This window comes from Streptomyces sp. NPDC050759 (genome assembly GCF_044456945.1).
GTDB lineage: Bacteria > Actinomycetota > Actinomycetes > Streptomycetales > Streptomycetaceae > Streptomyces.
Genome location: NZ_JBITGI010000028.1, coordinates 1 through 20,873 on the forward strand (window position 1 = coordinate 1; position 20,873 = coordinate 20,873).

Annotated in this window: 22 protein-coding genes; 12 read left to right on the plus strand and 10 right to left on the minus strand. The window is 70.6% G+C overall.

The window, feature by feature from the left end:
* The first annotated feature begins 257 nt into the window (after positions 1-257).
* The 6 genes from ACIBJB_RS44785 (at position 258) to ACIBJB_RS44810 (ending at position 7,270) form a co-directional block, all read left to right on the plus strand.
* Positions 258-1,199, plus strand: coding sequence for an LLM class F420-dependent oxidoreductase (locus ACIBJB_RS44785; protein ID WP_398939919.1), 942 nt, complete (start codon positions 258-260; stop codon positions 1,197-1,199).
* An 11-nt stretch (positions 1,200-1,210) separates the two neighbouring features.
* Positions 1,211-1,981: an SDR family NAD(P)-dependent oxidoreductase gene (locus tag ACIBJB_RS44790; RefSeq protein WP_398939920.1), complete on the plus strand. Its 771-nt coding sequence runs from the start codon at positions 1,211-1,213 to the stop codon at positions 1,979-1,981.
* Between the two features lie 154 nt (positions 1,982-2,135).
* Complete coding sequence (locus tag ACIBJB_RS44795; RefSeq protein ID WP_398939921.1) at positions 2,136-3,254, plus strand: LLM class flavin-dependent oxidoreductase; 1,119 nt, start codon at positions 2,136-2,138, stop codon at positions 3,252-3,254.
* Positions 3,255-3,348: 94 nt separating this feature from the next.
* Positions 3,349-5,079, plus strand: coding sequence for an amidohydrolase family protein (locus ACIBJB_RS44800; protein ID WP_398939922.1), 1,731 nt, complete (start codon positions 3,349-3,351; stop codon positions 5,077-5,079).
* 107 nt (positions 5,080-5,186) lie between these two features.
* Positions 5,187-6,599, plus strand: a complete 1,413-nt coding sequence (locus ACIBJB_RS44805) for an aldehyde dehydrogenase family protein (RefSeq protein WP_398939923.1) — start codon at positions 5,187-5,189, stop codon at positions 6,597-6,599.
* Positions 6,600-6,733: 134 nt separating this feature from the next.
* Complete coding sequence (locus ACIBJB_RS44810; RefSeq protein ID WP_398939924.1) at positions 6,734-7,270, plus strand: DUF3455 domain-containing protein; 537 nt, start codon at positions 6,734-6,736, stop codon at positions 7,268-7,270.
* A gap of 75 nt (positions 7,271-7,345) precedes the next feature.
* On the opposite strand, the gene ACIBJB_RS44815 is transcribed toward ACIBJB_RS44810, so the two are convergent.
* The 5 genes from ACIBJB_RS44815 to ACIBJB_RS44835 form a co-directional block, all read right to left on the minus strand.
* Positions 7,346-7,846, minus strand: coding sequence for a cupin domain-containing protein (locus ACIBJB_RS44815; protein WP_398939925.1), 501 nt, complete (start codon positions 7,844-7,846; stop codon positions 7,346-7,348).
* 42 nt (positions 7,847-7,888) lie between these two features.
* Positions 7,889-8,833, minus strand: a complete 945-nt coding sequence (locus ACIBJB_RS44820; RefSeq protein WP_398939926.1) for an NADP-dependent oxidoreductase — start codon at positions 8,831-8,833, stop codon at positions 7,889-7,891.
* 38 nt (positions 8,834-8,871) lie between these two features.
* On the minus strand, positions 8,872-9,696 hold the full coding sequence (locus ACIBJB_RS44825; protein WP_398939927.1) for a helix-turn-helix transcriptional regulator: 825 nt from the start codon (positions 9,694-9,696) through the stop codon (positions 8,872-8,874).
* A 121-nt stretch (positions 9,697-9,817) separates the two neighbouring features.
* The gene (locus tag ACIBJB_RS44830; protein ID WP_398939928.1) at positions 9,818-10,642 is read right to left on the minus strand and encodes a helix-turn-helix transcriptional regulator; all 825 of its coding nucleotides are present in this window, start codon (positions 10,640-10,642) and stop codon (positions 9,818-9,820) included.
* Between the two features lie 72 nt (positions 10,643-10,714).
* On the minus strand, positions 10,715-11,107 hold the full coding sequence (locus tag ACIBJB_RS44835) for a nitroreductase/quinone reductase family protein (RefSeq protein WP_398939929.1): 393 nt from the start codon (positions 11,105-11,107) through the stop codon (positions 10,715-10,717).
* 104 nt (positions 11,108-11,211) lie between these two features.
* Between ACIBJB_RS44835 and ACIBJB_RS44840 the strand changes: the two genes are divergently transcribed.
* Positions 11,212-12,039: an endonuclease/exonuclease/phosphatase family protein gene (locus ACIBJB_RS44840; RefSeq protein WP_398939930.1), complete on the plus strand. Its 828-nt coding sequence runs from the start codon at positions 11,212-11,214 to the stop codon at positions 12,037-12,039.
* Here ACIBJB_RS44840 and ACIBJB_RS44845 read toward each other — a convergent pair.
* Positions 12,031-12,195 (minus strand): DUF397 domain-containing protein, encoded by a 165-nt coding sequence (locus ACIBJB_RS44845; RefSeq protein WP_398939932.1) that lies wholly within the window; start codon positions 12,193-12,195, stop codon positions 12,031-12,033. The genes ACIBJB_RS44840 and ACIBJB_RS44845 overlap by 9 nt on opposite strands.
* 26 nt (positions 12,196-12,221) lie before the next feature.
* On the opposite strand from ACIBJB_RS44845, the gene ACIBJB_RS44850 reads away from it, so the two are divergent.
* Complete coding sequence (locus ACIBJB_RS44850) at positions 12,222-12,446, plus strand: hypothetical protein (RefSeq protein WP_398939933.1); 225 nt, start codon at positions 12,222-12,224, stop codon at positions 12,444-12,446.
* Positions 12,447-12,459: 13 nt separating this feature from the next.
* Here the strand turns inward: ACIBJB_RS44850 and ACIBJB_RS44855 are convergent, their stop codons facing one another.
* The gene (locus tag ACIBJB_RS44855) at positions 12,460-13,443 is read right to left on the minus strand and encodes an NADPH:quinone reductase (protein WP_398939934.1); all 984 of its coding nucleotides are present in this window, start codon (positions 13,441-13,443) and stop codon (positions 12,460-12,462) included.
* A 20-nt stretch (positions 13,444-13,463) separates the two neighbouring features.
* Positions 13,464-14,042, minus strand: a complete 579-nt coding sequence (locus ACIBJB_RS44860; protein ID WP_398939935.1) for a PadR family transcriptional regulator — start codon at positions 14,040-14,042, stop codon at positions 13,464-13,466.
* Between the two features lie 126 nt (positions 14,043-14,168).
* Between ACIBJB_RS44860 and ACIBJB_RS44865 the strand changes: the two genes are divergently transcribed.
* Positions 14,169-14,561, plus strand: coding sequence for an ester cyclase (locus ACIBJB_RS44865; RefSeq protein WP_398939936.1), 393 nt, complete (start codon positions 14,169-14,171; stop codon positions 14,559-14,561).
* A 263-nt stretch (positions 14,562-14,824) separates the two neighbouring features.
* Here the strand turns inward: ACIBJB_RS44865 and ACIBJB_RS44870 are convergent, their stop codons facing one another.
* Positions 14,825-15,958 (minus strand): FAD-dependent oxidoreductase, encoded by a 1,134-nt coding sequence (locus ACIBJB_RS44870; RefSeq protein WP_398939937.1) that lies wholly within the window; start codon positions 15,956-15,958, stop codon positions 14,825-14,827.
* A gap of 201 nt (positions 15,959-16,159) precedes the next feature.
* Between ACIBJB_RS44870 and ACIBJB_RS44875 the strand changes: the two genes are divergently transcribed.
* From ACIBJB_RS44875 to ACIBJB_RS44885, 3 genes are all read left to right on the plus strand, one after another.
* Complete coding sequence (locus ACIBJB_RS44875; RefSeq protein ID WP_398939938.1) at positions 16,160-17,002, plus strand: TIGR03619 family F420-dependent LLM class oxidoreductase; 843 nt, start codon at positions 16,160-16,162, stop codon at positions 17,000-17,002.
* 58 nt (positions 17,003-17,060) lie between these two features.
* The gene (locus ACIBJB_RS44880) at positions 17,061-19,673 is read left to right on the plus strand and encodes a bifunctional FO biosynthesis protein CofGH (protein ID WP_398939939.1); all 2,613 of its coding nucleotides are present in this window, start codon (positions 17,061-17,063) and stop codon (positions 19,671-19,673) included.
* A 98-nt stretch (positions 19,674-19,771) separates the two neighbouring features.
* Positions 19,772-20,332 (plus strand): hypothetical protein, encoded by a 561-nt coding sequence (locus ACIBJB_RS44885; RefSeq protein WP_398939940.1) that lies wholly within the window; start codon positions 19,772-19,774, stop codon positions 20,330-20,332.
* Between the two features lie 13 nt (positions 20,333-20,345).
* On the opposite strand, the gene ACIBJB_RS44890 is transcribed toward ACIBJB_RS44885, so the two are convergent.
* On the minus strand, positions 20,346-20,852 hold the full coding sequence (locus tag ACIBJB_RS44890; protein ID WP_398939941.1) for a DUF2165 domain-containing protein: 507 nt from the start codon (positions 20,850-20,852) through the stop codon (positions 20,346-20,348).
* Positions 20,853-20,873: the final 21 nt, after the last annotated feature.

Sequence of the window (20,873 nt, forward strand, 5' to 3'; positions counted from 1 at the left end):
TCTCGGTCCTGATCGGGGCAGGTGGCCAGGCGACAGGTCCAAGATCAGTCATGGCCGGCAACCTATCGCACGCCCGTGAGAGTGATCCGAATGAATCTTGCTCCCCCAGCAGGGTCGCGGTCGCCCGGACGCGGCCCCAGGACCGGTACGGAGGTCCGGTCGCCTTTTCGGAGGACAGCCCCTTGTCTGACGATCCGTCAGATACGACCATTGGGGTGCGCCAGCGGAAGACGACGACCGTCAGTGAAGGGGGCGCCATGCGAGCCCTGCCGCCGGAAGAACGACTTGCCTACGGCATCCAGCTCCCCGTCCAGTCCCAGAGCACCATCTACGCCGAACCCTGGGAGGCCGGCGCCGGCCCGGAGGACCTCGCCGAGGTGGCCCGGGCCGCCGACCGCGCCGGGTTCGCGTACGTCGCGGCCTGCGACCACGTGGCGATCCCGCGCCGCCTCGCCCCCGCGATGAGCACGGTCTGGTACGACCCGGTCGCCACCCTCGCCTTCCTCGCGGGCGTGACCGAACGGGTGCGGCTGCTGAGTCATGTGGCGGTGGTCGGGCTGCGGCATCCCCTGCTCACCGCCAAGCAGTACGCCACCCTCGACCATCTGAGCGGCGGGCGGCTGATCCTCGGGGTCGGCGCGGGGCATGTGCGGGAGGAGTTCGAGGCGCTCGGGGTCGACTTCGCCCACCGCGGGGCCGTGCTCGACGAGTCGATCGACGCGCTGCGCAAGGCCCTGGGGCCCGAGGAGTTCCCCGAACACCACGGCAAGCTCTACGACTTCGAGGGGCTCGGCCAGCGTCCCCGCCCCGCGCAGTCCCGCGTGCCGGTGTGGGTCGGCGGGTCCTCCCCGGCCGCCGTACGCCGGGCCGCGCTCAAGGGTGACGGGTGGCTGCCCCAGGGAGACCCCCGGGACCGGCTGCCCGCACAGATCGAGCGGATACGGCGGCTGCGGGCGGAGGCGGGCATCGAAGGGCCGTTCAGCGTCGGGGCCATCGCCGAGCCGCTCTACGTCGGCACGCCCACGTGGGACGTCGGCCGCCGGACGCTCAGCGGCAGCCCCGACGAGCTCGCCGAGTCCCTGCGTGCCTACCGCGCGATGGGCGTGGACCAGATCCAGGTGCGCTTCCGCAGCCGCGGCCGTACCGAACTCATCGACCAGATCTCGGCGTTCGGCGCCGACATAGGCCCCCACCTCTGAGGAGTCACCGCATGGGCAAGCTGGACGGACGTGTCGTCCTCGTCACCGGCGCGGCGCGCGGGCAGGGCGAGCAGGAGGCCCGGCTGTTCCGGGAGGAGGGCGCCGAGGTCGTCGTGGGCGATGTGCTGGACGAGCAGGGGAAGGCGCTCGCCGAGGAGATCGGGGCGTTGTACGTCCACCTGGACGTGAGTCAGGAGTCCGACTGGCGGCGGGCGACGCAGGCTGTCGTAGAGGAGTACGGCCGGGTCGACGGGCTCGTCAACAACGCCGGCATCCTGCGCTTCAACTCCCTTCTCGACACGCCGCTCGACGAGTTCATGCAGGTCGTGAACATCAACCAGGTCGGCTGCTTCCTCGGCATCAGGACCGTGGCGCCGGTCCTGTCCGACGGCGGCACGATCGTCAACACCGCCTCCTACACCGGGGTGACCGGGATGGCGGGCGTGGGCGCCTACGCGGCCTCCAAGCACGCGATCCTCGGGCTCACCCGGGTCGCCGCCCTCGAGCTGGCCCCACGCGGCATCCGGGTCAACGCCATGTGCCCGGGTGCCGTCGACACCGCGATGTCCAACCCGGCCGTCCTGGACCCGTCGGCGGACGGCGAGGAGGCCTCCCGGGGGCTCGACCGGTTCTACCGCAAGGTGGTCCCGCTGGGCCGGATCGGGCGGCCGGAGGAGGTGGCGGCGCTCGCGCTCTTCCTGACCTCCGCCGACTCCTCGTACATCACCGGCCAGCCGTTCGTGATCGACGGCGGGTGGCTCGCCGGGGTCTCCGTCATCTGACGGGACATCTGACGAAAGCATCTGGCGGAACATCTGACTGGCCGTCAGCTATTGACGGTGTCTGCGCCCGGTGCCACAGTCGGCGGCAGATCGAGAATCTGACGGAGTGTCAGAAACGGGAGTGTCAGAGACAGACTGGGGACGGTGAACCTCCTTGGAATTCGGGCTCTTTGTACAGGGATACGTGGGCAAGCGCGCCGAGACCGACCCGCTGGCCGAGCACAAGGCGCTGATGGAGGAGACCGAGTACGTCATCCAGGCGGACCGGTCCGGCTTCAAGTACGCCTGGGCGTCCGAGCACCACTTCCTGGAGGAGTACTCGCACCTCTCCGCCAACGACGTGTTCCTCGGGTACCTCGCGCACGCGACCGAGCGGATCCATCTCGGCTCCGGGATCTTCAACCCGCTCGCCCAGGTCAACCACCCCGTGAAGGTCGCCGAGAAGGTGGCCATGCTCGACCATCTCACCGAGAACCGCTTCGAGTTCGGGAGCGGGCGCGGGGCGGGCTCGCACGAGATCCTCGGGTTCATACCGGGCGTGACCGACATGAACTACACCAAGGAGATCTGGGAGGAGACCATCGCGGAGTTCCCCAAGATGTGGCTCCAGGACGAGTACGCCGGCTTCCAGGGCAAGCACTGGCAGCTGCCGCCGCGCAAGGTCCTGCCGAAGCCGTACGGGAAGTCGCACCCCGCGATGTGGTACGCCGCCGGGTCGCCGCCGTCGTACGCCATGGCCGCGCGCAAGGGGCTCGGGGTGCTGGGCTTCAGCGTGCAGAAGGTCTCCGACATGGAGTGGGTCCTCGAGCAGTACAAGACGGCGGTGGTCGACGCCGAGCCGATCGGGGACTTCGTCAACGACAACGTGATGGTGACGACGACGGCGATCTGCGCGCCGACGCACGCCGAGGCGATCGAGATCGCCGTGAACGGCGGGCTGCACTATCTGCCGTCCCTGGTGTTCCGGTACCACGACACCTTCCCGCGGCCCGAGGGGTTCCCCGTGTGGCCCGAGACGCTGCCCGAGTACACCGCGGAGTTCGTCGAGCTGCTCATCGAGGAGGAGCTGCTGATCTGCGGGGACCCGGACGAGGTGGTCCGGCAGTGCAAGCGGTGGGAGCAGGCCGGCGCGGACCAGCTGAGCTTCGGGCTGCCGGTGGGGGTGCCGAAGGAGGAGACGCTGCAGACGATCCGGCTGATCGGGGAGCACGTGATTCCGAAGATCGACACGGATCCTGTGCATCGGACCACGCGGTTCCGTCGGGGGGTTTGAGCGTCGTTGGCGGCTGCGGGTTGTTCGTGGCTGGTCGCGCAGTTCCCCGCGCCCCCAGGTGGGCGATCCGACCCCGTATCAGGAGGTGAACCCCATGTTCGATCACGTCATCAAGGGCGCGTCTGTCGTCGACGGAACCGGCGGCCCCGCATACACCGCCGACGTCGGCCTTCTGGACGGCCGTATCGCTGCCATCGGCGAACTCACCACAGAATCCCGCACCACCGAGGACGCCACCGGGCTCGTCCTCGCCCCCGGGTTCGTCGACCCCCACACCCACTACGACGCCCAGCTGTTCTGGGACCCGTACGCGACCCCCTCCCTCAACCACGGGGTCACCACGGTCGCCGCCGGGAACTGCGGCTTCACCCTGGCACCGCTGAACCCGGCCCGCCCTGACGACGCCGACTACACCCGCCGGATGATGTCCAAGGTCGAGGGGATGTCCCTGGTCGCCCTGGAGGAGGGGGCGCCCTGGAGCTGGAGTTCCTTCGGGGAGTACCTGGACGCACTCGAAGGCCGGATCGCGGTCAACGCCGGTTTCATGGTGGGGCACTGCGCGCTGCGACGGTATGTCATGGGGCCGGACGCCATCGGAGGGCAGCCGTCCCAGGAGCAACTCGCCGAGATGCTGCGGCTGTTCCACGAGGCCATGGACGCCGGCGCCTGGGGTTTCTCCACCACCCAGTCGTCCACGCACTCCGACGGCGACGGAAAACCCGTGGCGTCCCGGCACGCGCTGCCCGCCGAACTGCTGGCGCTGTCACGGGCCGTCGCGGAGCACGAGGGGACACAGATCGAGGCGATCGTCGCCGGGTGCCTCGACCAGTTCAGCGATGCCGAGATCGACCTGTTCGTGGAGATGAGCGCGGCGGCCGGGCGGCCGCTCAACTGGAACGTGCTGACCATCGACTCCTCCGTGCCGGAGCGGGTGCCGAGGCAGCTGTTCGCGAGCGAGCAGGCGAGGAAGGCGGGCGGCCGGGTCGTGGCGTTGACCATGCCGATCCTCACCCCGATGAACATGTCCCTGGGCACCTTCTGCGCGCTGAACCTCATCCCCGGGTGGGGCCCGGTCCTCGGACTGCCCGTCCCCGAGCGGATCGAGAAGCTCCGCGACCCCGACGTACAGAAGGAGCTGCTCAGGCAGTCCCAGGCCAAGGAGGCCGGCGTCTTCCGGCGGCTGACCAACTTCGGGCGGTACGTCATCGGCGACACCTACAGTGAGGCCAACCGCGGGCTCAGCGGGCGGGTCGTGGAGGACATCGCGGCCGAGCGCGGGCAGGAGCCGTTCGCCACGCTGGTCGAGATCTGCGCGGCCGACTCCTTGCGTACGGTCCTGTGGCCCATGCCCACCGACAACGACCCGGCGTCCTGGGCGATGCGTGCCGAGGCCTGGCAGCACGAGGACGTGCTGCTCGGCGGGTCCGACGCGGGCGCGCATCTCGACCGGATGTGCGGGGCGCCGTACACGACCCGCTTCATTGGGGACTGTCTGCGCGGCCGGAAGCTGACGTCGCTGGAACAGGCCGTGAAGATGCTCACCGACGACCCGGCCCAGCTGTTCGGGCTGCGGGAGCGCGGGCGGATCGAGGAGGGCTTCCATGCGGACCTCGTCCTCTTCGACCCGGAACGGATCGCCGCGGGCACGGCCACCCTGGTGCACGACCTGCCGGGTGACAGTCCACGGCTGGACTCCAAGGCGATCGGGATACGGGCCGTATGGGTCAACGGGGTCGAGGCGATCCGGGACGACGTGGTGAGCGGGGCCGTACCGGGCCGGGTACTGCGGTCGGGGCGGGACACGCGGACGGTGAGCACGAGGTGACTGCGTCGGGCGGTGCCTCGGGTCGTGCTTCAGGCCGTGGGTCCGGTGCGCGTGGGTCTGCGGTTGGTTCCCCGGAGGAGCAACGGCTGTTCGTCGGCGGCGAGTGGGTGGTGCCGGACGGCGGGCATTACGCGGTGGTCGATCCGGCCACCGAGGAGACCGTCGGGTGGGCTCCGGAGGCCTCGCGGGATCAGGTGCACGCGGCCTGTGCCGCGGCCCGCGAGGCCTTCGGGCCGTGGTCGCGCATGCCGGCGGGGGAGCGGGCGGCGATCCTCGCCCGCGCCTCCGACCTCATCCGCTCCCGCCTGGTCCCGTACGCCGAACTCGCCCAGGCCGAGACGGGGGCGACCACCGCGACGGCCCGCGCGATGCAGGTCGGTGTCGCCGCCGCCCGCTTCCGGCGGTACGCGCAGGTCGAGCCCGCCGAGTGGGCGATCCCGCCGCAGATCAACGAGGCCGGCCCGATGGGGAAGGCCGCGGTGATGGGCGCACTGGCCGTCCGGCAGCCCGTGGGGGTCGTCACCTGCATCACGTCGTACAACAACCCGTGGGCGAATCCGTCGGGCAAGATCGCCCCCGCGCTCGCCATGGGCAACACGGTGGTCGTGAAGCCCGCCCCGCAGGACCCCCTCTCCGTCTACCGCATGGCGGAGGCGCTGGAGGCCGCCGGGGTTCCGCGCGGGGTCGTGAACGTGGTCAGCGGGCGCGCGGTGGAGGTCGGCGAGGCCGCCGTCGACTCCCGGGACGTCGACATGGTCAGCTTCACCGGCTCCACGGCCGTCGGACAGCGCATCGGCGAGGTGTGCGGGCGGTCCATCAAGCGGCAGTTGATGGAGCTGGGCGGAAAGGGAGCGGCGGTCGTCTTCGAGGACGCGGATCTCGGGTCGGCGGTGGCCGGGATCGGGACCACCTTCTCCTTCTACAGCGGACAGATCTGTACGGCTCCGACGCGGGTGCTGGTGCAGCGGGGGGTGTACGAGCGGCTGGTGGAGAGGCTGGCCGCGTATGCCGGGCGGCTGAAGGTCGGGGATCCCCGGGAGCCGGACACCGTCGTCGGACCGGTGATCTCGGCCGCGCACCGGGAGCGGGTGGAGTCGTACGTCGAACTGGGCCGCAAGGAAGGCGCTTCCGTCATCGTGGGTGGTGAACGGCCCGCCAGGGACCGGGGTTTCTACGTCGCCCCGACCCTGCTCGCCGACTGCGGCCCGGAGATGCGGGTGGTCCGCGAGGAGATCTTCGGCCCGGTGGTGACCGTGACGCCCTTCGACGACGAGGAGGAGGGCATCGCGCTCGCCAACGACAGCGACTACGGCCTCATCGACTACGTCTGGTCGGCGGACGTGGCCCGCGCCTTCCGCGTGGCACGGCGGCTGCGGGCCGGGGGAGTCGGGGTCAACACGGTCGGCCGCAACATGGAGGCACCGTTCGGAGGCTTCCGCAGCAGCGGGGTCGGACGGGACTGCGGGTCGTACGCGCTGCACGCCTACAGCGAGGTGCAGTCGATCGTCTGGCCCGGGTGAGCGGGTCTCTCGGGACGGAGTTCGGCCAACTGGCCGGTAACTTGCGGGTGGGCCCGTAGAGTCCCGGACCGGAGGGCGGTGACATCGATATCGCCGCCCTGACCGACAGTCAATATCCCTTCCGGAGAACCGACTTGAAGCTCACCAAGCGACTCGTTCTGACCACGGCGGGCCTCGCCGCCGCGACCGCCCTGCTGGGCACGACCACCGGTTACGCGACCCCCTCGGACGCCGCGCCGAAGCCGGTGAAGGCGCCCGCGGCCCTCAAGGTGCCCGACGGCAACAAGCTCACCGGCGTGTACCCCGCCCGGGGCGTACAGACCTACACCTGCACCGACGGTGCCTGGAAGCTCCTGGAGCCGGCCGCCACCCTGTCGGACCGGAGAGGCCGTACGGTCGCCCTGCACTCCCGTGGCCCCGTCTGGGTCTCCACGGTGGACGGCAGCGCGGTGAACGCCGCGGCGATCGCCAACTCCCCCAAGACCGGTACCATCCCCGAGCTCCTGCTCCAGGCCACCGCCACCCGGGGCGCGGGCGTCTTCGGGGGCGTCTCCTACATACAGCGCCTGAACACCACCGGCGGTGTGGCCCCGGCCACCGCCTGCACCGGCACGGACCAGGTGAGCGTGGCGTACACGGCGACGTACGCCTTCTACAAGCCGGCGAAGTGACGCGGGCGAGTCTCTGAGCGGGACGGCGGCGGGCTTCCGCCGCCGTCCCGCCACCTGCTCAGGTGCTCGTGCCCCTCACAGGAACTCGCTCCGGTAGGCCGAGGCCAACTCGGCCGCGCGGCGGCGGCGTTCCGTGAGCTCGTCCTCCGACAGGTGGGGCGGCGGCGCGTCCTTGCCCGCGACGACATCGCCGATGCGCGTGAAGTACTCGTCCTGGCCGGCGGGGGTGCACATGCACAGCATGCGGGCCGGCGCACCCGAGGCGTTGCGGAAGTTGTGGGGCGCGTTGGCCGGGATGTTGACCGTGGACCCGGCCCGTACGGTGTGCTTCTCGCCGCGGAAGGTGAACTCGATCTCGCCCTCGAGGATCGTGAACATCTCCTCGAAGTCGTGCCGGTGCGGCGGCGGGCCGCCGCCGTCGGGGACACGCATGTCGATCAGGCAGTACCGGCCGTCGGTCTGCTCGCCGGTGACCAGCATGCCGTACGTGTTGCCCACCAGGGAGATGTACGTCGTACCGGGATCGTCGGGGTCCGCCACGGTCAGCGAGCGGGACGGGTCGTCGTCGGGGATCATCGCGATCGTCTCCTTCGAAGGTCAGAGGCCAGAGGTCAGAGGTCAGGCGGCAGGCGCGACGATGACGACCTTGCCGTGCAGTTCGCCCGTGGCGGCCTGGGTGTGGACTGCCGGCAGCTCCGCCAGCGGCACTCGCCGCGCCACGTCGACGCGCAGCTCGCCGGAGTCGACCAGCGCCACCAGCCGCGACAGCTGTTCGGCGTCGCTGTTGACGAACAGGTCGATGCCGCGCACGCCGCGTGTTTCGTCGCTGGGCGCGGGCATCCACACCGTGGTGTTCACCAGTACTCCACCGGAACGGATCAGGGTGAGCAGCGCGGCCAGCCGCGCCGGGTCGATCGGCGCGAGGTTGAGCACGATGTCGACCGGCTCGGTCACCGCCGCGGTCACCTCGGTGGCGGTGTGGTCGACGACCTCGTCGGCACCCGCCGTCCGCACGCGCTCGCGGCTGCGCGGGCCGGCCGTGGCGATCACGTAGGCGTCGGCGTTCTTGGCCAGCTGCACGGCGTAGCCGCCGACCGCGCCGCCCGCGCCGTTGATGAGCACCCGCTGCCCCGGCGCCAGCTTCGCGTGATCGAACAGCGCCTGCCAGGCCGTGAGACCCACCAACGGCAGCGCGGCGGCGTCGGGCAGCGGGATGCTCGTCGGCGCCGGCGTCAGTATCCCAGCCGGTGCCACCACGTACTCCGCGGCGGCACCGCTCCCCGTCATCGGCAGGAAACCGACGACCCGGTCGCCGATCTCGAGGCCGGTCACGCCCTCACCGAGCGCGTCGACCGTGCCGGAGACGTCGATGCCGGGAGTGTGCGGCAGCGTCACCGGGATGGGGCCCTGCATGAAGCCCCCGCGGATGTTGCCGTCGACACCGTTGAAGGATGTCGCGGCGACCCGTATCAGAACCTGACCGGCGCCGGGTACGGGCTGCTCGACGTCCTCGTAACGCAGGACGCTCGGGTCGCCGTACTCGTGGAAACGTACTGCCTTCATGGGAAATCCTTTCGAAGCACTTGGGGGTCGTGCGATGCCTAAGCGCCCAATGCGGGCAGGAGTTGGAGCTTCTGGTAGCTGGGTGTGCCGGGTGTGGCGGAGAAGACGAGCAGTTCCTGGGCCTGGTCGGGGTCGATCAGGCGCTGGCAGTACAGCTCCAGTTCGCCCAGCTCGGGATGGCGGTAGCGCTTGAGGTCGTTGTGGTGGCTGACGTCCACCTCGTGCAACCGCCAGGCCTCGGCGAACTCGGCGCTATTGGCCAGGAGCGCGGCGACGATCTCGCCGGCCCGGCCCTGCGGGTCCGCCGTGTACGCCGCCCGGATCTCCGAGGTGAAGACCCTGCCCCGCAGGGCGTGGTCCTCGGCGGGGTAGAGCTCGCGTTGCGCCGGGTCGGTGAACCAGCGGTAGACCAGGTAGCGGGACATCCCGGTGAACCGGGTGTAGTCACCGAGCAGGGCGACCGCCGGACGGGTCTGCAGCAGCGCCTCACCGAAGCGGGACATCACCAACACCGGTGTGTCCGCGAGTCGTTCGACGATGCGCATCATGGTGGGGCTGACGTGGTCGTCGCGCAGGTGTCGGCGTGGCGCGGAGTGCCCGGCGAGTTCGAAGAGGTGGTCGCACTCGCTCAGGCTGAGGTGCAGGCCCCGGGCGAGCCCGGCGAGCACCTGCTCGGACGGCATGGGACCGCGCTGCTGCTCGATCCGGCTGTAGTAGTCGACCGACATCCCGGCCAGCGCGGCGACCTCCTCGCGCCGCAGCCCACCGGTACGGCGCCGAGCACCGCGGGGAAGCCCCACGTCCTCCGGCTGCAGCACCTCCCGGCGCGCCCGGAGAAAGTCGGCCAGCAGCGCCCGGTCCATCTCGACCTCCCGTGTTCGACGGACCAAGCGTCGCGTGAGTCGGAACACGGATGAAGGCCTGACTTATCCACGGACAAGTTGTCCGTGGCAGGGCGAGCGGGCAGGTGGGGATGAACGCGGACTAGTCCCGCACGGCGGACAGGAGCTGGAGCTTCTCGTAGCTGGGTGTGCCGGGTGTGGCGGAGAAGACGAGGAGTTCCTGGGCCTGGTCGGGGTCGACCAGGCGCTGGCAGTACAGCTCCAGTTCGCCCAGCTCGGGATGGCGGTAGCGCTTGAGGTCGTTGTGGTGGGTGACGTCCACCTCGTGCAGCCGCCAGACCTCGGCGAACTCGGGGCTGACCTCCAGCAGTGCGGCGACGATCTCACCGGCGGTTCCCTCGGGGTCCGCCGTGTACGCCGCCCGGATCTCCGAGGTGAAGACTCTGCCTCGCAGTTCGTGGTCCTCGGCGGGGTAGAGCTCGCGTTGGGCCGGGTCGGTGAACCAGCGGTAGACCAGGTAGCGGGACATCCCGGTGAAGCGGGTGTAGTCGCCCAGCAGGGCCACCGCCGGTTGATTCTGCAGCAGCGTCTCGTTGAATCGTGACATCACCAACGCCGGTGTGTCCGCGAGCCGTTCGACGATGCGCATCATGGTGGGGCTGACGTGGTCGTCGCGCAGGTGCCGTCGCGGGGCGGAGTGCCCGGCGAGTTCGAAGAGGTGGTCGCGCTCGCTCAGGCTGAGGTGCAGGCCCCGGGCGAGTCCGGCGAGTACCTGCTCGGACGGCATGGGACCGCGCTGCTGCTCGATCCGGCTGTAGTAGTCGACCGACATCCCGGCCAGCGCGGCGACCTCCTCGCGCCGCAGCCCACCGGTACGGCGCCGAGGCCCGCGGGGAAGCCCCACGTCCTCCGGCTGGAGCACCTCCCGGCGCGCCCGGAGAAAGTCGGCCAGCAGCGCCCGGTCCATCCTTCTCCCAGCCTCCGCGAACGAGCCACATGCCGAGGGACTGTCCGGTTCGGCGAGATCCACCGTATCTCTTCAGTGGTCGAGATCCACCCGAACGGTCAACTGACCGGCCCCTATGGCCCGTACGGCCGCGCTGTTCATCGGGGGCAGCGAGCGCAGTCGTACGGCGATGTCGTCGTCCGGCATGAGATGGGCGGTCCCGGTGTGCCACCGCCCCCGGATGCGCACCCGCACCCGCGGATCGGCCTTGATGTTGCGGACGTACTGCGACCGCTCGCCGAACTCCGAGACCAGCCAGAAGGATCCGCCGATCCGCTTGCCGCCCACGGGGGTCCGGCGGGGCAGGCCTGAAGTGCGGCCGGTGGTCTCCAGGACGGTCTGGAGCGGCAGTCGGCGCATGATCGGGTTGAAGCGGCGCTGGAGGGCCGTGACGGCGCGGTACTTGCGCTCGGCGTTGGGGGGCATGGGCGGTGAGACTCCTGTCTCTGGTGCTCTCTCCGGTCTTCCGTAACCTGACCGGCGGACTTGATGATCTCAGGGTGCGGCCGGGTGGACGAAGGGTGTCGGCGATGCGCGTGGTGACCTGGAACCTGTGGTGGCGCTTCGGCCCGTGGGAGGAACGCCAGAAGGCGATCCTGGCGGTGCTGCGGGAACTGCGGCCGGACGTGGTGGGCCTGCAGGAGGTGTGGTCGGCGGGCGGTTCAGGTGGCGAGAACCTCGCGGAGTGGCTCGCCGGCGAGCTCGGCCTGCACTGGGCGTGGGCCGCGTCGCCCGCCTCGGAGCGCTGGCAGCGGCGGATCGGCGACCCTGGGGTGGAGGTCGGCAACGCGGTACTGAGCCGCTGGCCTGTGGTCGACCAGGCGGTTCTCCGGCTCCCCGCCCCCAACGCGCTGGACGACGGCCGCCTCGCCTTCCACACCAGGCTCGCGGGACCGTCGTACGACATCCCCTTCTTCACCACCCACCTCACCTCTGCGCCCACCGCGTCGGCGATCCGCTGCCAACAGGTCACGGCGCTGGCGGAGTTCGTGGCGGCGCGCCGGTCGGGCACCGACTTCCCGCCCGTCGTCACCGGCGACTTCAACGCCTGGCCCGACTCCGACGAGGTCCGCCTCTTCGGCGGCTACAAGACGGCCCCGGCCGCCCCGGACCAACTCTTCCTGGACGCCTGGGAGTACGCGGACCCTACGGCCCCGTCCGCGACCTGGGACCCGGCGAACCCGTACGTCCGCGTGGCCCCGCCGGTCCGCATCGACTACATCCACGTGGGCCCGCCGGGGGCGACGGGGCTGGGCCACGTCCTGGGCGTACGGCGGGCGGGCGACGGTCCGGTGGACGGGGTCTGGCCGTCGGACCATGCGGCGGTGGTGGCGGACCTGGCGGACAGGTCAGAGTGACTTCAGCAGGGCGACGAAGGCGCGGTGGCTGACGGTGACGATGGTTTGGGCGGCGTCGGAGTCCGTGATGTGGACGTTGTCGGGGTCGGTGGATATGTGGACGCAGGCCTCGCCCTCTTGGCAGTAGGACGACTTCCGCCAGGTGTTGGTGGGCATTTCGGCTCCTTCAGAGACTCTGGATGATGGAGTGGATCAGATCCCGGGACTTCTGGGGACTGAGGGCGATGCCCTTCACGACCGACAAGCCCCCCGCCGCCCCGGACGCCGAGAACGGCCGCGGCCTTCACCTCGTACGGGCCTGCGCCGGCGCGATGGGCGTGTCGGTACTGCGGCACTTGGGCGCGTCGAAGGGCGGGAAGCTGCTGTGGGCGGAGTGCGGGTCCGGACCTACTGGCACCGGGTCCTGATCAGGAACCTGCGCTAGTGGGGGATGGTGAGCAGGATGCGGCCGTGGCCACCGCCGGCGTCGACGTGGTCGTGGGCCTTGGCGATGTCGTCCAGCGGGTAGCGGTCGCCGACGGCGACGGTGAGGGCGCCGACGGCAGCGGCGGAGGTGAGATCGCGGGCGGCCTGGCGCTTGGCCTCGGTGGGGAAGTCGTCGCTGCCGAGCAGCCGCAGGGTGACGTTGTTGAACAGCAGAGGCCAGAAGGGGATCTCGGTGCGGTCCGTGCGGGTGGCGTAGGCGGCGATGACGGCCCCCTGGGCGGCGACGGCGTTGTCGAGATCGGCGTTGTCGGACAGCGCGACCTCGATGATCCGGTCGACGCCCCGCGGCGCGTACGAGCGGATGGCTGCGGCGGGGTCGCCGGTGTCCAGGGCGACGGCGTGGGAGACCACGGCCGGGTCGACGCGGTCGAGGTCGGCGGTGCGGCGGACGGTGGCGATCACGGTGGCGCCGGCCCAGTGGGCGAGCTGGGCGGCCAGGGAGCCGACGCCGCCGAGAACTCCGTGGACCAGGACCAGTTGGCCGTCGACCGGGCCGTCGGCGAAGACGGTGCGGTGGGCGGTGATGCCGGGAATGCCGAGGCTCGCGCCCAGTTCGTCACTGAGGTGGTCGGGCAGGAGTACGGCCTGGTGGTCGGATACGACGGTGTACTGGGCGGCGGTGCCGAAGGGGCGGTAGGACTGGGCGCCGTACACCCAGACCCGTTGTCCGACGCGGTGGACATCGACTCCGGCGCCCACGGCGTCGATGACTCCGGCGCCGTCGCTGTGCGGGATCACCCGCGGGAAGGGCATGGACGAGCCGAGCCAGCCGCGCCGTTTCTTGGTGTCGCCGGGGTTGACGCCCGAGACGGTGACGCGGACGCGGACCTCGTCGGGGCCGGGGGCGGGATCGGAGAGTTCACCGACGTGCAGGACATCGGCGGCGGGGCCCTGGGCGTCGTACCAGGAAGCAAGCATGGGGGTACCTCCGTGGACGGTCAGCTCGCGGGAGCGGCGGGCGCATGCGGATCGCTGTCGGTGCCTGCGGTGTCGAACACGGGCGGTTCCTCCCCGAGGGTCTCGCGCAGCCAGGTCCGTTCGGCGCGGCTGGTGGCGCGGGCGGTGAGCAGCATGCCCCGCCGATAGGGGTCGGCGACCTCCTCGGCACGCAGGGGCTGCTCGTTGTCGTAGAAGAAGCTCGCCGGTTCTTCCAGGAACTCCAGCCGCCGGCGCAGCACCGCGTGCTGTTCGGCCACGTCGGGCAGGTGGGAGAGGAAGGCCAGGACGACGTAGAACCGGGTGAAGTCGGTGATCTCGTGGTCGGCGGGCTTGCGCAGGCGCTGCAGCATGTCGGCCCGCCCGGCCGCGGTCAGGCTGAGCACGAACCGGGCCGCCCCCGCGGCCGGGTCGGCGCGCCGCTCGATCAAGCCCGCCCTGGTCAGGCGATTGATCGCCGGATACAGGCTGCCGTCACTGACCGGCCGCGTATAGCCGGTCAGCTGCGAGATGCGGCGGCGCAGCTCGTGTCCGGGCAGGGGTCCCTCGGCGAGGAAGCCGAGTATCGCGAGTTCCAGCATGAGTCCAGTGTCGCACGCGAACATCGAATCGATGTGAACATCGATTCGATGTTACGCTCGCAGGCATCCGCCCAAACGTCTCTGGAGAGGCACAGCAAGATGCCGTCGCAGTCCACCGAGTCAGTGATGAACCGTTTCGTCGAGTTCATCAACACGGGCAACGAGGGTCTCGCCCGCGAGGTCATTTCTCCGGACGCGGTGTTCCACGCGCCGAGCCACCCGGAACCACTGCGGGGGCCCGAGGGGTACATGGAAGTCCTCGGGATGATGCGCGGCGGCTTCTCGGATGTGGAGTGGACGCTGGAGGAGACGGTCACCGAAGGTGACACCGTGGCCGCGCGGTTCACCATGCGGGGAACCCACGACGGTGAATTCTTCGGGATCCCGGCGAGCGGCAACAAGATCTCGGTGCAGGCCATGAACTTCTACTACCTGGCCGACGGCCGGATCGTCGGCGAACGGGGCCAGCCCGATCTCCTCGGGGTGATGCAGCAGATCGGTGCGGTACCGGCGCCGTGACCTTGTAGCGGGTTCGGGCTCCTTCGACACCCCCCCTCGACGACCGACCTGCGCACCGTCCGCCTCGCTGCCTCACCCACCGCACTGGAGCTGCTCCGCACCTACGACCGCGCCAGCACGGCCGCCCTGCAACGCGCCCTGGCCGATCTGACCCCGAGCAGCCGCGAAGCGATCGAACACGCCCTACCCGCCCTCGCAGAGCTGCTCACTGTCCTCGAGGCCGACTAGTACTCCCGGTTTCGCGGGGCGTTCGGCGCAGGCGCTCAGTCAGCCTGCTCCTGCCCCGTGAACATGTCGATCAGGCCGTGCGGTGTGCTCTCGCCGAACATCAGGGCGTAGAGCTCGGTGCCCTCGGTGGCGGTTGCGGCGCTGCGGGGGAGCATGGCCCGCTCGTACTCGGTGAGCGCGGTCTCGAGGTCGTCCGGGTACGCCGCGAGGAACTGCGCGAGCTCCGCGCCGTCGAGCATGGCGAGGTTGGCGCCCTCGCCGTTCGGGGCGGCGACATGGGCGGCGTCGCCGATCAGCGTCACTCCCGGCACCCGCTCCCATCGGTGCTCGACGGGCAGGGCGACGAGGGGACGCAGGACCGGGGCGGTGTCGGTGTCGGTGATCAGTGCCGTGAGTTCCGGGGCCCAGCCGTCGAACTCCGCCGCGATGCGGGCGGTGGCCACGGCGGAGTCGGTGAAGTCGATGTCCGCGAACCACTCCTGCGGGCGGACGAACATCACATAGGTGTGCAGGTTGCTGTCCCTCTCCCGGTGCGTCACGAAGCCCTTGCCCGGCGCGAGCACGAACAGTGCCCCGCCTCCGACCGTTTTCGCGCTGACCGGGTGCCGGGTGTCGGAGTCGTACAGGTACACCTCGACGCAGGACATGCCGGTGTACTCGGGCACCGCGTCCGACAGCAGCGGCCGTACCCGTGACCACGCACCGTCCGCTCCGACCAGCAGGCCGGTGACGACGGTGCTCCCGTCGGCGAACGTCACCTCGTGGCGGCCCTCCCCGAGCGCACGCGTGCCGCTGACCTTGTGGCCCCAGCGGACCGTCCCGGGCGGAAGCGAGTCCAGCAGAAGCTGCCGCAGCTCGCCGCGCTGCACCTCGGGGCGGCCGCCGGTGCCGTCGTCGGCCTTCTCGAACAGGACGGTCCCGTCCCGGTCGACGAACCGCGTCGCCTCACGACCCTCCAGGACGAGACCGCGGAACTCGTCCATCAGGCCCGCCGCCTCCAGCGCGAGCTGTCCGTTGTAGTCGTGGATGTCGAGCATCCCGCCCTGCGCGCGCACCGTGGGCGAGGACTCCGCCTCGTAGACGGTGGACGGGATGCCGTTGACGTGCAGGACACGGGCGAGCGTGAGGCCGCCGAGTCCGGCGCCGATGATCGTGACGTGGGTGGTCATGGTGACTCCTGGAGTTCGCAGGGCCGTCGGGCGGTCACCCGGCGGGGTCTGCGACAAGACTCCGGGCCCCTGTCGACAAGCCCCCGACATCCGACCGACAGCGCCGACAGATGACCGACATAGGGCCGCGGACTCGATCACGGCGTTGATTCCGACCAGTCGGTATGGACATCCCCGCCCCGGCCCGGTACAGATGCAGTCATGCGAATTTCCGTGACGATCTTCCTCACCGATGAGACCATCACCCCGACCCGGATCGCCCGTGAGCTGGAGGCACGGGGCTTCGCCGGGCTGTATCTGCCCGAGCACACGCACATCCCCGTCGAGCGGGTCACCCCGTACCCGGCGGGCGGCGACCTGCCGCGCGAGTACGGCCGAACCCTCGACCCCTTCGTCGCGCTCGGTCAGGCCGCGGCCGTCACCGAACGGCTCGGCCTCGGCACCGGCATCACGCTCGTCGCCCAGCACGACCCGATCGACCTCGCCAAGCAGATCGCGACCCTCGACCACCTCTCCGGCGGGCGGTTCACGCTCGGACTCGGCTTCGGCTGGAACGTCGAGGAAGCCGCCGACCACGGCGTCGAGTGGCGTACCCGGCGCGAGCTCGTCCGGGACCGGATGGCGCTCATGCAGGCGCTCTGGGCGGACGAACCGACCGCCTACGAAGGGCAGTTCGGGAGTGTTCGAGCCAGCCACGCCTTCCCCAAGCCCGTCGGGAAGCGGACTCTCGTGGGCGGCGCCGCCGGACCCAAGCTGTTCTCCCACATCTGCGAGTACGCCGAAGGCTGGCTCCCCATCGGCGGCCGCGGCCTCACCGAGTCCCTGCCCGTGCTGCGCACCGCCTGGACCGACGCGGGCCGCGATCCGGCCGCCCTCCAGGTCGTCCCGTACGCCGTCGTCCCCACCCCCGGCAAGCTCGCCCACTACGCCGAGCTCGGCATCGAGGAGGTCGTGCTGCAGCTGCCGCCGGCGGGGGAGGCCGAGGTGCTCAAGGTGCTGGACGAGTATGCCCGTTATGTCCAGGACGGTGGGGATGGAGTGTGACGTCACCCACCTCTGTGCGGCACCGCCGCCCTGATCACCCCGCTCGTATGCTCGAAGGATGACGACTTCCGCGGCCTCCGGAACCGGCCCCACCGACCGCCCCGGCGGTACGGGTCCCACCGAGAACTCCATGCGTCGCGCTCTCAAACGTGCCCGGGATGGCGTCGCGCTCGACGTCTCCGAGGCCGCGGTGCTGCTCCAGGCCCGCGGCCCGGCCCTGGACGACCTCACCGCGTCGGCCGCCCGCGTCAGGGACGCGGGCCTCGCGCAGGCGGGCCGCCCCGGTGTCATCACGTACTCGAAGAGCGTCTTCATCCCCCTCACCCGGCTGTGCCGGGACAAGTGCCACTACTGCACCTTCGTGACCGTGCCCGGCAAGCTCCGCCGGGCCGGCCACGGCATGTTCATGTCCCCCGACGAGGTCCTGGACGTGGCCCGCAAGGGCGCCGCGCTGGGCTGCAAGGAAGCCCTCATCACCCTCGGCGACAAGCCCGAGGACCGCTGGCCGGAGGCCAGGGAATGGCTGGACGCGCACGGTTACGACGACACCATCGCGTACGTCCGGGCCATCTCCATCCGGATCCTGGAGGAGACGGGACTCCTCCCGCACCTCAACCCGGGCGTGCTGTCCTGGACCGACTTCCAGCGGCTGAAGCCCGTCGCGCCGAGCATGGGCATGATGCTGGAGACGACCGCCGAGCGGCTCTGGTCCGAGCCCGGCGGACCGCACTACGGCTCCCCCGACAAGGAGCCCGCCGTACGGCTGCGGGTCCTGGAGGACGCCGGGCGTTCGTCGGTGCCGTTCACGAGCGGCATCCTCATCGGGATCGGGGAGACGTACGAGGAGCGCGCCGAGTCCCTCTTCGCGCTCCGGCGCACGGCACGGGCGTACCACAGCGTCCAGGAGCTCATCATCCAGAACTTCCGCGCCAAGCCGGACACCGCGATGCGCGCCATGCCGGACGCGGAGCTGGACGAACTGGTCGCCGCGGTGGCCGTGGCCCGGCTCATCATGGGCCCGGCCGCCAACATCCAGGCCCCGCCGAACCTGGTCGACAGCGAGTACGAGCGCCTCATCGGGGCGGGGATCGACGACTGGGGCGGGGTCAGCCCGCTCACCATCGACCATGTGAACCCCGAGCGGCCGTGGCCGCAGATCGAGGAGCTCACCGAACGCTCCGCGGCGGCCGGTTTCGAGCTGCGGGAACGGCTCTGCGTGTATCCCGAGTTCGTCCAGCGCGGTGAGCCCTGGCTGGACCCGAGGCTGCGCCCGCACGTGGCCGCGCTGGCCGACCCCGAGACGGGCCTCGCCCGCCCCGACGCCCTCCCGCAGGGACTGCCCTGGCAGGAGCCGGAAGAGGTGTTCGTGGCGTCCGGCCGCACGGACCTGCACGCCTCCATCGACACCGAGGGCCGTACGTCCGACCGCCGCGACGACTTCGACGAGGTCTACGGCGACTGGGGCGCCCTGCGCGAGGCGGCCGCCCCCGGCATGGTGCCCGAGCGCATCGACACGGACGTACGGGACGCGCTGCGCACCGCCGCCGACGACCCCACCAAGCTGACCGACGCGGAGGCCCTCGCGCTGCTGCACGCCGACGGGCCCGCCCTGGACGCGCTGACCGGGATCGCCGACGACGTGCGCAGGTCGGTGGTCGGCGACGACGTCACGTACATCGTCACGCGGAACATCAACTTCACCAACGTCTGCTACACCGGCTGCCGGTTCTGCGCCTTCGCCCAGCGGCGCACCGACGCCGACGCCTACACCCTGTCCCTGGACCAGGTGGCCGACCGGGCCCAACAGGCCTGGGAAGTGGGCGCGGTGGAGGTCTGCATGCAGGGCGGCATCCACCCGGACCTGCCCGGTACGGCGTACTTCGACATCGCGAAGGCGGTGAAGGAGCGGGTCCCCGGCATGCATGTGCACGCCTTCTCGCCGATGGAGGTCGTCAACGGCGCGACCCGCACCGGGATGTCCATCCGCGAGTGGCTGACGACGGCCAAGGAGGCCGGCCTGGGCTCCATTCCCGGCACGGCCGCCGAGATCCTCGACGACGAGGTCCGCTGGATCCTGACCAAGGGCAAGCTGCCCACGGCGACCTGGATCGAGGTGATCGAGACCGCCCACGAGGTCGGCCTGCGGTCCTCCTCCACAATGATGTACGGCCATGTCGACCAGCCACGCCACTGGCTGGGCCACCTGCGCACACTGGCCGCAATCCAGCAACGCACCGGCGGCTTCACGGAGTTCGTGACACTCCCCTTCATCCACACCAATGCCCCGGTGTACCTGGCCGGCATCGCCCGCCCCGGCCCGACGATGCGGGACAACCGCGCGGTCACCGCGATGGCACGCCTCCTCCTCCACCCCTGGATCCCCAACATCCAGACCAGCTGGGTCAAGCTCGGCACCGAGGGCGCGGCCGAGATGCTCCGCTCCGGCGCCAACGACCTCGGCGGCACGCTGATGGAGGAGACCATCTCCCGGATGGCGGGATCGTCGTACGGCTCGTACAAGTCGGTGAAGGACCTGATCGCGGTGGCGGAGGCGGCGGGCCGCCCGGCGAAACCCCGCACGACGCTGTACGGGGAGGTGCCGGAGGAGCGGCAGAAGGCGGCGGCCGTGTCGGACGGGCGTCTGCCGGAGCTGTTGCCGGTGCTGGACTGAGTGAGGCGGAAGTGAGGCGGAAGTGAGGCGGAAGGTGTCTCGGCGGGGGCCGGTACGATGATCCGACCCCCGTTCGACGGGGATCCTTAGCCGAGGAGATGCGTGCCGTGCCAGCCCCGAAGGTCTGGGTGACGGGTCTGACCGTGGGGGCGATAGCCGCCGTCGTCACCCTGGCCGTACAGGCCGACAAGGGAACAAAGCCGAGCGCGGTTGCCACCGCCCGGCCGAGCGCCTCGTCGTCCCCGCGCGCGTCCGCGCAGCCCGAGCCGTCGGCGACCGCGGTTCCGGACGCCTCCGGGACCGGCCGCCGGATCGTCTACTCGCTCGGCGACAAGCGGGTCTGGCTGATCGACGCGAGCGAGGCGGCCCGGCGGACCTTCGCCGTCTGGCCGGGGACGGTGGACCCGGCCCCCGGCACCTACTCGGTCTCACTGCGCCGGGAAGACCCGACGACCGGGTCCGACGGCGTGCGGATCGAACACATCGTGTACTTCACCGCCGTGGGCGGCGTGAACGTCGCCTTCTCCAACGCGGTGGACGGCTCCTCGCCCCCGCCGGCGAACGGCGTCCAGACCGGCGGCATCCGCATGAAGACGGCGGACGGCTCGGCACTGTGGACGTTCGGCGAGACGGGGACGAAGGTCGTAGTCGTCAACTAGCGCCAACTGGTGGCTAACTGGCAGTACGGTCCGGCAGGTTGACCACCAGCAGCACGACCCCGCTCAGCACGAACACCCGCAGCGCCGCGTCCAGCCCGTTCCAGGTGTCCGACTGCCACATGGAGAACCACTCCCCGCCGATCGCGATGAACCCGGCGCCGAACAGCAGCATGAGCATGAGCAGGCCGTAGGTGGAGAAGCGCCGGGCCCGCGGATCGTCCCCGCGCACCCACAGATAGGTGCCGTAGATCAGCACGAGCGCGGCCAGCGTCTCCCAGACGATGATCGCGACGTACGCCGTGTTCTGAAGTCCCTTGCTGGTGATGGCTCTCCACATCAGATCGTCGTCCTTGAACGTCGTATCCATCGCGAGAACATGCTGCACGAACGCCTGGTTGGTCCCGAAGTCCGTGATGTTCCCGAACGCCACGAGCGCTATGTACAGCGCGACGCTCGCGGTGAGAAGGGTGGCGGAGAGGTGGAGTGCGCTGCGTGTGGTGCGTGGGGGTGTCGATGCCATGGGGGCCATCTTCCCAGCGAG